The sequence below is a fragment of the Desulfosarcina sp. genome (genome assembly GCF_033791525.1).
Taxonomy (GTDB): Bacteria; Desulfobacterota; Desulfobacteria; order Desulfobacterales; family Desulfosarcinaceae; genus Desulfosarcina.
The window spans coordinates 1-9,560 of the sequence record NZ_JASJGN010000191.1 but is presented as its reverse complement, the minus strand read 5'-3'; the positions used below and the strand labels follow the sequence as shown (position 1 = coordinate 9,560).

Sequence of the window (9,560 nt, the reverse complement as noted above, 5' to 3'; positions counted from 1 at the left end):
TGATATACGGTGGAACGGGTCATGTCGATTGATGATTGATGGGAAAGGTGAAGATGAACACTATTTTTGTTAGTATAGGGATGATGCCTTGTCAAGCAACGCACGACGTGAATTGCAAGTAGTTGTTGAACCTGATTCAATGTGCCCACCTACCTCGGCGACACCATTACCTGCACCGGAGAGATCATACGAAAAATTGGAAGCCCGCAAATGGGTGCGACTGTCCCTGACCTGGACAAATCAGGACGATAAACAGGTGGCCGAGGGCAAGACCCTGGTCATGCCTCCTCAATCGATTTGATTGAGGCATAAACGATTGGGGATTGAGGATTTCCTGGTTGGACATTCCCGGTCCCCGGCCTTCCGACCTCAGACCGCGGGTCGCTTATATGCCTCCCGCATTTCGCGTTTGAGCATCTTGCCGGCGATGTTTCGTGGGAACGATTCCATGATGACCACGTCCCGGATGCGCTGAAATTTGGCATCCACCCGGCTGTTGGTCCAGTCGATCAACTCTTCCGGCAGCAGCGCGGCCTCGCGGTGGAGCACCACCGCGGCAATGGGTACCTCGCCCCACTTTTCATCGGGCACGCCGATCACCGCCACCTCGCTGACATCCGGGTGGCGGATCACCACCTCCTCGATATCCTTGGGATAGACGTTCACGCCGCCGGAAATGATCATGTCTTTGATACGATCGACCAGGAACAGGAATCCCTCTTCGTCCACATATCCCAAATCCCCCGTGTGCAGCCATCCGTCGATAATGGCTTTTTCGGTCAGGTCGGGCCGCTTGTAATAACCGGGCATCATCATCGGGCTCTTGCCGCAGATTTCACCGATCTCTCCGGGTGCGCATTCCTGCCCCTCCGCATCCAGGATGCGCATTTCCATGAATGGTGCGGGGATTCCCACGGAACCCACCTTGCGAACGGCGTCATGCTTGTCCAGTACGGTCATGAATCCCTCGGTCAGTCCGTACAATTCGTAGAAACGCCCGGGCAGCGACTCGTTGAGGCGGTGCTTGTACTCCAAAAGCAGCGGGGCCCCCACATTGTGGATCATCTCCAGGGAGGCCAGTTTCGCCGGTTCAAAGGCCGGGCTGTTGAGGATAGCTATGATCTGGGCCGGAACCATGACCACATGGGTTACCTTCTCCTTTTCGATGTCGGCGATGACGGCCTCGGCATTGAAGCTCTCATGGAGAATGTAAGTGGCGCCCAGAAACATCCAGGGCATCAGGTCCAGCATGGCGCCGTTGAAGACGATGGCACCGGCGTGCAGGGCCACACTTTCGGGTGTCATGCGCCAGGAGGCGGCGAAGATGGTGCAGTACATGGCCCGGACATAGTGGGTGTGCACGATTCCCTTGGGTGCGCCGGTGGTTCCGCTGGAGTACATGATATTATACATGTCGTGGTCGTCGATGGGCACGTCCGGCGGGTTTTTCTCGTTTGCAGAATCCACGAATTCGTCATAGCTGCGGAATCCTGTACGCTGGCCGTCTAAATTCACCAGCACGTAGCGATCATCGCCGATGGCCGGTAAATCATTGCGGATATGGTCCAACGCACCGGCAAAGGCGGCATCGGCGATTACCAGCGCGGTGTCGGAGTTTTTCAGCAGGGTGGACAGCCCTCCCTCGTTGAGCATGGTGCTGCTGGGCACAATCACCAGGCCCGTCTTGGCCGCCGCCCAATAGGCCGCCATGAGCTGGGTGCAGTTGGGCAGAACGGTGGCGAATTTATTTCCCTTGACGAGCCCGCAGGCCAGCAGCGCGTTGGCCAGTTTGTTCACGTAAGCGTTAAACGCCTCGTAGGTAAACCGTTCTCCGCCGCAAACAAAAGAGAGGTGGTCAGGACGATAACGCGCATGGTGAGGTAAAAGGCTGCCGATGTTCATCGATATCTCCTTTTGGTTGGCAGAAGTTAAGAAGAGAAAAGGATCCGACCTGTTTTTGGCCTATTCCTCAGTAAAAATCAACAGCAGAGAAATCCACTCGTAAGCATGCGCATTGGATGATGCATGCTACCGACCCTTGATCAGCTCAAATGGTTTGCCCTCATCATTGCCGACCCACTTCACTACGCCGGTCGCCGTATCGATCACGAAGAGATCAGGGAAGTTGCCCCTGACCACTGCGGTCATTCGATATCTGCCGATCTGGGATGCGCCATCGATAGAGGTGGCCCCGGTCAAAAACAGGAGCGTGAGGACAATCGAGATGCCAAGCAGGATCAAAATAAGTTTTTGGTTGGCGTCTTTAACTTTCATGTTATCCCCTTTGTCGGTTATGGGTTTTTGGCGAAGAGCGCTACTGAAACCCAAACTGAGCGATTGTCGAGGTTGCCGCAGATTCAAGGCAGATGTCGTTGCGCTATAGTGGACTATGCGCGGCGATATCTAACGCCGAAGATGGGGTGAGATCGGCAAACCCAATGGGTTTCACTTTTTGAATACAACAATCGATGGTACCCAACCGTGATCGTTACCAATCGACCTTCTTCGAGAAAGGTGAATCGCTCAGTTTGGGTGAAAGAAACCGTCCACCGGTGAATCTTGAACGGCCATGACCGGTTATAACTGCCGCAGCACCTGCGCCACCACCCGATCCGGCGTCACACCAGACGTGGAGACGGTGATGTCTGCGAAGCGCTTGTACAGCGGGCACCGTTCGTCATAGAGCATGTCGATGGTCTGACCGGGCATTCTGAGCACCCCCCGCTCATCCAGATTGCCCAAACGATCCTTCAGCGGCACCAGATCGATCTGCAAGTAGACTGCCGGCCCCAAGGACCTGAGGTGGGCCATGGCTTTCCGGCTATATACCGCACTGCCACCGGTGGCCACGATCCCGCAGTCCGGCGGCACGGTGAGCAGATAGCGTTCCTCGATTCTGCGGAACCCGTCTAACCCGTGGTCGGCAATGGTTTCCTGCAGGTAGCAGCCCTCTCCCGTCTGCATCAGGATGTCCGTATCCAAAAACGATACCCCCAGGCGTTTGGCCAGAAGGACCCCGATGGTGCTTTTGCCTGCCCCAGGCATGCCAATGAGTATCAGGTTTTGCTTTTTTACCATACATCGCTCATTTTAAAGGGAATATCGATTTGCCACTGATGAAACTTCTCAGCTGCCGTCCGCAGAGCAATTTCGATGACCTCATCGCAACACTTTGTAATTGCCTTCATACCAATTTTTCAGGTCACTGGTATACCATCGGGAAAAGCGTCTATCCGATGGACCACCGGCCAGGTTGGTGTGGATCTCATCGGTGGCCAGGTCGGTAATGAAGCGGTAAGTGGGGCTGAACGTAGTTAGTCGCCCGACATTTTTAAAAATTTGTCCCTGGGAGATGGTGGCCCTGCATCCGGGAAGCGTAAGCGGGCCGTAATCGAACCCCAGAAATTTTGGCAGCCGGCCGCCGAACAGCAGGTGGGCCAGGGAGATCGATCGGGTTCTTCCATATGAATCCGGTTCGACACCCAAGCCTGCGTCGATACCCTGCTTTAAAAGCTTTTCTCTCGTTTCTACGTCGAACCAGGCCGATGACTGCTTTTCCAGAATTCGGTCGAAGTTGGCGTAATAGTCGTTGAACAAGCTGGTTTCCGAGAAGATATGATCCACCACATCACGTCCGAACCCGTGGTCGCCAAACACCACGTCGATAACGGCCCGGTAAACGGACTCGAAGAGCATGGCCCCTGTTGATTCGGCGTCATACCGCAGATCCCACGCTTTCAGGATGCGGCCGTTTTTCGTATCCGGCAGCAGTGGGCCGATGACTTCCATCAGCCGTTCCGCCTGCAGGGAGTAAAGGTCGTAGTGCATGTCCTTCATGTATGCTACATCCAGATCACTGCCGGTCTCCAGGAGCGCAACGATGCGGTCCGCCCGATATGGCCCCATACACAAGTTAATCGGATTCGAACGTCCCAGATAATTGAGATCCTGGTTGGCCGTGGCGATGATGCCTTCGGGGGGATTGAATACATTGGGCAAATCGTCGGGATCGTTGAACCCCTGCGGGTCAAGTTGATCATCCCATCCGGCGATGGGAAGCAATCCGCTGATTTTCTCGACCCGCTTGAAATGGCGACCGCTCATCTGATAGCCGATGTTACCCTGAGTGTCGGCAAACACCCAATTCATGGCCACGGCTTCCACCCGACGAAACAGGGTCATGGCTGTCGGCACATCTGCTGCGTCCATTATCTGGATCAGCGTGTCAAAAGCGCTTGCCCCGCAGCCACTGGCTCCTGACCACCCCAGCACCAGATAGTGGCCTTCCGTATGGGGGTCGCCTTCCAGCAGCCCGTTTTCATTTTCATGGATTTTTATCCGAAGGGAAGGCTTGCTTTTCACCTTGATCTCTTCCTCACGAAGCCTAAAGGGTTTCCAGCCGTCCTTTCGATAGTATTTCCCCTTTCGACATCGTTCGATGCGGTAATCCAGCATATCCATGTAGGCATAGGTGGCGCTCCATGCCAAACGGTTGTTTCGGCCGATGATCAGTCCGGGAACTCCGGGAATGCTGACCCCCATCATGGTATTGCCGGGCAGGCGGAGAACGACCTCTTGCCAGACATTGGGCAGGCGGTTGACCTCCAGGTGAGGGTCATTGCAAAGAATCGGAAAGCCGGAACGGGTGAGGCGGCCGGCCACGGCCCAGTTGTTGGAGGCATTGAACCGGGGGAGCCGGTTGAACCATTTCAACGCTGCCGGAACCAGGGGGGGAGAGAGTGTGATCTTGCCCATCAAATCGGTGTCGATGGGATCGGTGAGATAGGGGAACAACTCCTTTAGCTTTTCTTCTGGAACCCCGTTCTGGATCATTTCCACCAGAAATTTTTCCATATTGGCCTGGATGTCGGCCAGGCTTAAAAACCCGAATACCTTGCCCAGCCGCAGACAGTCCACCAGCGCATAAGGTTCCGGGTGGCTGTATCCCATCAGCTCGAATTCGAACACCGGCCCGTTGTCTTCCATCCAGTGGTTGAATCCACTCACGTAGGCATCCATGGCCATGCGAGTGCCGGGTTCAAGCCGGGCGAGCTGTTCCTGCGGATCAGGTAGAAAATTCATCCGCCGCATGTAGGTGTCGATCTCGATCAGGCCTTCATCAGCCTTGAGCAATTCGGCGGCACGGCCCTGGAGAAGAATGCGGGTGAGCAGGGTCTGGATCTGGCGGTCGTTGGCGTGGACCCACCCCAACCCCCTCATCAGATCCGATACTGTACTCGCGGTGATTTCCGGAATGCCGTGACTATTCCTCAGAATATGGATGTTTCCGTCGTTACCGTCCAGGTATACGGGCGCCTTTTTCAACTTCATCGCGTCGACTCCTGTTAAAAGAAACGGTAATACAGCCTGCCGGCAGAATCGTTCAGATCTGCCATACATCCACTCGTCGGACTCCGGCCGCCAAATCGCCTCGATCCATTGATGATGGGTATGGTTTTGGAGAGGAGATTGTTGCGGTGCGCAAGCTGGAAAAAACGCATCCGCTCCTTATTGCTGTGGGGTGGCGTCAATGCTTCAGTATCTGTCAAGCCGGTCCAAAGGCAAAGAGCGAGGTCGCTACGGCTGCTGCGTGAAACAGCCAGGCCGGCAGGATGCTGTGCGACCGTTCCCGGATCATCCCGGCAGCCAAGCCGAATATGGCGGCCACAGCGATATACTTTATCAGGATGCCGTTGGTCAGGAATGCCATTGGAGAGTCTGCCATCATTGTCATCTGGAAACCGATGGTGGCCGCATACAGCAGAGCCGATCCAATGGTGGGGCCGGAGAAGAACCACCGGCTTTCAGAGTCCTGGATGGTTGCCAGCTGGGCCATCATGCCGTGCACCAGGCTCCTGAACAACAGTTCCAGGGAAAGGGGAATCAGGACCAGGGCAATCGTCCAGGCGGCCACGGGGTCGGCGGCAAACATCATTTTGTCGGGCACCAGCATGTCACCGGTAAATCCGCAGAGAATGGCCATGGGCAGAAGTCGCCACCAGTCTTTTCCAGCCGGCAACATCAAACCAAACTGCCATGGCCGGCGCAGGGCAACGATGCCGAGCATGATGGTGGTAAAAAACAAGAGCGCGGTGTGGAATCCGACTACCGGACTCCGGAAAACCTCGCCGAGCGTTTCGCGGCCCAGCCACCGGGCCGACTCCCAGTTTTGGCCCATGGCAATGGCGGCAATTACGATCAGCATTGAGAATACGGCACTGGATAAAAACCGTTTCACGTGGCGAATGTCGCTGCGCTTTTCGATGACATCGCGGCAGGCCGAAACAATTTCTCCGGGTAACAGCCGTGTACCGAGGTTTCGGGGCGAGCCGCCAATATCTCCGGATCCCCCCCAGCGGCTGACGTTTATGCGACCCTTGACCGCCGGGTCCATGAAGTTCAAGCGCTGATACACATCCTCCAGGTTCACCGGCATGAACAGGTCCATCTGCCTGAGGGTATAGTCTTTTTCGCCCCTGCGCAGGGCCACCCATCCCAGTCGGTTGCCATAGAGTTTGATCAGGTGGGGCTCCAGCTCGTAGATGCCGAGATCTGAAGCCACTACCACGGCAATACGATTGTTGGTCAGCTCGATTCGGGCCAGTTCTTCGATACCCTTGAAATCATCAAGTTCCCCCAATTTGATCAGAAACTGATCCAACTTCCGCAGCACGCCGACGGTATAAGCAAGGAAATCGGTTTTGGACCACTCGCCGCCTTTCTTCAGTTCCAGTTCTTCCATGCGCAGGCGGTCGATGATCCGCATCAGCTTCTGGAGCAGATCAGCCGGTAAGCCGCTGAGTTCCCGCAGCTCCAGGCCTATCGCATCGATAATCCCTTCAAGCCTGACCAGCGCGAAAAGGGAACGCCGGTGGATGGCGTCCCGGTTGTTGATTCGCTGATGATTGAGAAGGATCCAGATGGCCAGGATGGTGTCAAGGTCCGGTTCGTTGGCGAAAATCTTCCATTCCCGGTCCCGCAGGTCAAAACCCTTCACGCACATGATCAGGGCCTGCTCGCAGGTGGCCAGGGTGAAGGTACGGACGCAGCCCTCATGATGGTCCAGGTTGTAGACTTTTTTTTCGTGATCCAGAAAGGGTTCCGCCTGGGCGACACCATCCAGATAAATGGTTCCTGGAGGGGCTTTGCGTGCAGCCGAGGCAGTAACGGTCAGGCCCGCCTTGATGGTGACCTGCAGGTTGGGCGCTTCAAAGCAGGTCAGCGTCCGGTCCGTTCCCACCTCTTTGATCGAATAACGATCAGGAAAAACGTGCCCGGCGGCATCCTGCTTGAGGGGAGCGTTTTCCAGCACAAAGGGCAATTGATCGGTATCTTCCATGTATGGAAATAATCCTGCGCTTAGATAAATCCAACTCATGCGAGTCAATAGAGTGCTTATCATCCATAACAATCAGCGCGGGGAGGGTCAACAGGTTAATGATTGGCCTCCACGGCGAACGCCTCCTCTAACACATATCTATATTGCTGGAATATTTAATTATATTAATAATTTCGTTGGGTTGGTTGATATCTATCGGGCTTAAGGACCCGAGCCGTCAAGGGGCCAAGGGTTTGTTTTCCAACGATCTTATCGAGATCTTTAAGCCTTCTACCTATCTCAGACCGTATCTTTTCCCGATATAGTCAGACCCAAACGGGCCTATCTATCGGCTTGTAAAACCCTTGAGAAGGCCCATTCTCGGGATGATGATATCAGGCGGCGGGGTTAAGGTGCAACGGGCGCCCGATCCTCAGGCAATTGTCTTGGGGCCCTTTGCGTGATTACCCGTCGAATGAGGTCGTTTCGATTAGGCTGTTGTGGCGGCATTCCTCTCAAAACTACTCTTTTTTATTTGATTTTGTTCATAATTACAGATAGACAAATACCAACATGCGTGAATTTGATCGGCGCTTGCCGAACCTTTTGGTGCCGGTGAGCGTTTGGATCCTGCCCGAATTGGCCGATACCCGAAAACCGGAAAATGTACCGGAGACCGATAGCATGACAACCCGCGCAAGATCATGAACCGCCTGACCCTTGCATGCCTCCTGGCACTTTTCATGTCAGACGTCGGCGGTGCCTGGGCTGGCACTATCTGCCCCAACATGGAAAGCCAGCTCGCAGCCCCGGCCAGTGAAGTGATGGAAATCATCTCCGAATGGTTTACCGCACAGGGGCATGCGGTCCGGCGCGATTTTCCACGTCCCGGAACTGTTCATCTGACGGCGTGGAGTACGGAGGATGAATGGGATATCACCATCAGGCCCCAATCCGCCCTGGCCTCGGTGGCCACGGTCATCCATCAAGGCGACATAAACGCCATACAAGCCTGCCGGCGCCTGCAGGAATATCTTGATGGATATCTGCTTGGAACGTCGCCGAGCGCGCCACCACGGGCACACCGTCGCCGACAAACGGTTCCCACGGTCGTGCTGGACAGAATCGAAACGGTGGTCTGTATCCGGACCCGATCCAGAGGGCGGGATGTCCAGTTTTCAGGTTTTGTGGTCGATCCGGGAGGCCTGGTGCTGTGCACCGCCCACGACCTGACCCATAATCAGCAGGTTACGGTGACTTTTACCGACGCGGTGAGCATACCGGGGACCATCGCCCGCCTGGATCTTGACCGGGATCTGGCACTGGTTGAGTGTTCAGCAAGCGCCAGGGCGTTCGTATACCTTTCCTCCGGTCGAAACCTGCTGGGAATGGGTGAACGCGTATTTTCCATCGGATGCCCCAACAACCTGCCGGGAACCCTGTCGCCCGGCACCATCAACGGACCGCCCAGGCTGGTGAATGATCAACCCTTGTGGCAGGTTGAGATGACCATCAATCCCGGAAGCAGCGGCAGCCCTGTGTTTGATGCCCAGGGCCAGTTGGTGGCCATGATCAAAGGTCGCTTCCGGGGAACCTCGACAGTGGGATTTTTAACTCCGCTGGAAACCATCATTGAATTTTTACTCGATGAAAGCGGTTGATACATGAGGAGTGCCTTGTGATTAATATGATCGCAATAGCATTGTTGCGCTTATCAAGGAGGGAATGGAAGAACTGATGTTGAAACCCATTTAACGGTTACGGTGGGCACATCCCCAGCTGACCATTCACACCCACAACGGCTGCCGATGCATGGACCAGATAGATGTGCAGCGCGTTCAGCCCATAAGCCAGCGTCCCGCATAAAAACTGCCGCCGGCCACAAGGGTGCATAAAAGAGTCCCCCAAAGGATGTCTACAACCACCATGGCCAGGGGCCACCCCCGGATGGTGGCCATGTTGGTCAGGTCGTAGGTGGCGTAGGTGAAAAAGCCGAACAGGGCACCCCACAGGGCGGCCCGCCCAATGGATCCTTGGGCCAGGGCCGGTAATACCGCAACCACCAGAATACCGACGATATAGATCAGGTAAAACGCGATGGCCGCAGTCCAGTTGACCTGGTCGCTGAGAATAAAACCGATTTGTTTCTTGTAGAAACCGCGACCCAGGTATCCCAGCCAGATGATGTCGATAAGAAAAAAGACGGGGATGGTGAGCAGATAAAGTTTGATATAAAACAGTG

Annotated in this window: 7 protein-coding genes; 1 reads left to right on the top strand and 6 read right to left on the bottom strand. The window is 55.2% G+C overall.

Annotated features, from left to right (window positions below; translation table 11 throughout):
• Positions 1-369 precede the first annotated feature (369 nt).
• From QNK41_RS09360 to QNK41_RS09340, 5 genes are all read right to left on the bottom strand, one after another.
• Positions 370-1,902 carry a class I adenylate-forming enzyme family protein gene (locus QNK41_RS09360; RefSeq protein ID WP_319256056.1) on the bottom strand — a complete coding sequence of 511 codons (1,533 nt, stop codon included), beginning with the start codon at positions 1,900-1,902 and terminating at the stop codon, positions 370-372.
• A 126-nt stretch (positions 1,903-2,028) separates the two neighbouring features.
• Positions 2,029-2,274 (bottom strand): hypothetical protein, encoded by a 246-nt coding sequence (locus QNK41_RS09355; protein WP_319256054.1) that lies wholly within the window; start codon positions 2,272-2,274, stop codon positions 2,029-2,031.
• A gap of 303 nt (positions 2,275-2,577) precedes the next feature.
• A complete protein-coding gene (locus QNK41_RS09350) occupies positions 2,578-3,078 on the bottom strand; it encodes a shikimate kinase (protein ID WP_319256051.1) in 501 nt (166 codons plus the stop codon).
• A gap of 81 nt (positions 3,079-3,159) precedes the next feature.
• Positions 3,160-5,331, bottom strand: a complete 2,172-nt coding sequence (locus QNK41_RS09345; RefSeq protein ID WP_319256049.1) for a penicillin acylase family protein — start codon at positions 5,329-5,331, stop codon at positions 3,160-3,162.
• Positions 5,332-5,545: 214 nt separating this feature from the next.
• The gene (locus QNK41_RS09340; RefSeq protein ID WP_319256047.1) at positions 5,546-7,339 is read right to left on the bottom strand and encodes a CPBP family intramembrane glutamic endopeptidase; all 1,794 of its coding nucleotides are present in this window, start codon (positions 7,337-7,339) and stop codon (positions 5,546-5,548) included.
• A gap of 683 nt (positions 7,340-8,022) precedes the next feature.
• On the opposite strand from QNK41_RS09340, the gene QNK41_RS09335 reads away from it, so the two are divergent.
• On the top strand, positions 8,023-8,979 hold the full coding sequence (locus QNK41_RS09335; RefSeq protein ID WP_319256045.1) for a serine protease: 957 nt from the start codon (positions 8,023-8,025) through the stop codon (positions 8,977-8,979).
• Between the two features lie 177 nt (positions 8,980-9,156).
• On the opposite strand, the gene QNK41_RS09330 is transcribed toward QNK41_RS09335, so the two are convergent.
• Positions 9,157-9,560: DUF2177 family protein (locus QNK41_RS09330; protein ID WP_319256043.1), on the bottom strand; the 404-nt coding region annotated here is incomplete at its 5' end.

Excerpts from the sequence above, each read along its gene's own strand:
- QNK41_RS09360 (WP_319256056.1), bottom strand. The coding sequence starts at position 1,902 with ATGAACATCGGCAGCCTTTTACCTCACCATGCGCGTTATCGTCCTGAC.
- QNK41_RS09355 (WP_319256054.1), bottom strand. The coding sequence starts at position 2,274 with ATGAAAGTTAAAGACGCCAACCAAAAACTTATTTTGATCCTGCTTGGC.
- QNK41_RS09350 (WP_319256051.1), bottom strand. The coding sequence starts at position 3,078 with ATGGTAAAAAAGCAAAACCTGATACTCATTGGCATGCCTGGGGCAGGC.
- QNK41_RS09345 (WP_319256049.1), bottom strand. The coding sequence starts at position 5,331 with ATGAAGTTGAAAAAGGCGCCCGTATACCTGGACGGTAACGACGGAAAC.
- QNK41_RS09340 (WP_319256047.1), bottom strand. The coding sequence starts at position 7,339 with ATGGAAGATACCGATCAATTGCCCTTTGTGCTGGAAAACGCTCCCCTC.
- QNK41_RS09335 (WP_319256045.1), top strand. The coding sequence starts at position 8,023 with ATGAACCGCCTGACCCTTGCATGCCTCCTGGCACTTTTCATGTCAGAC.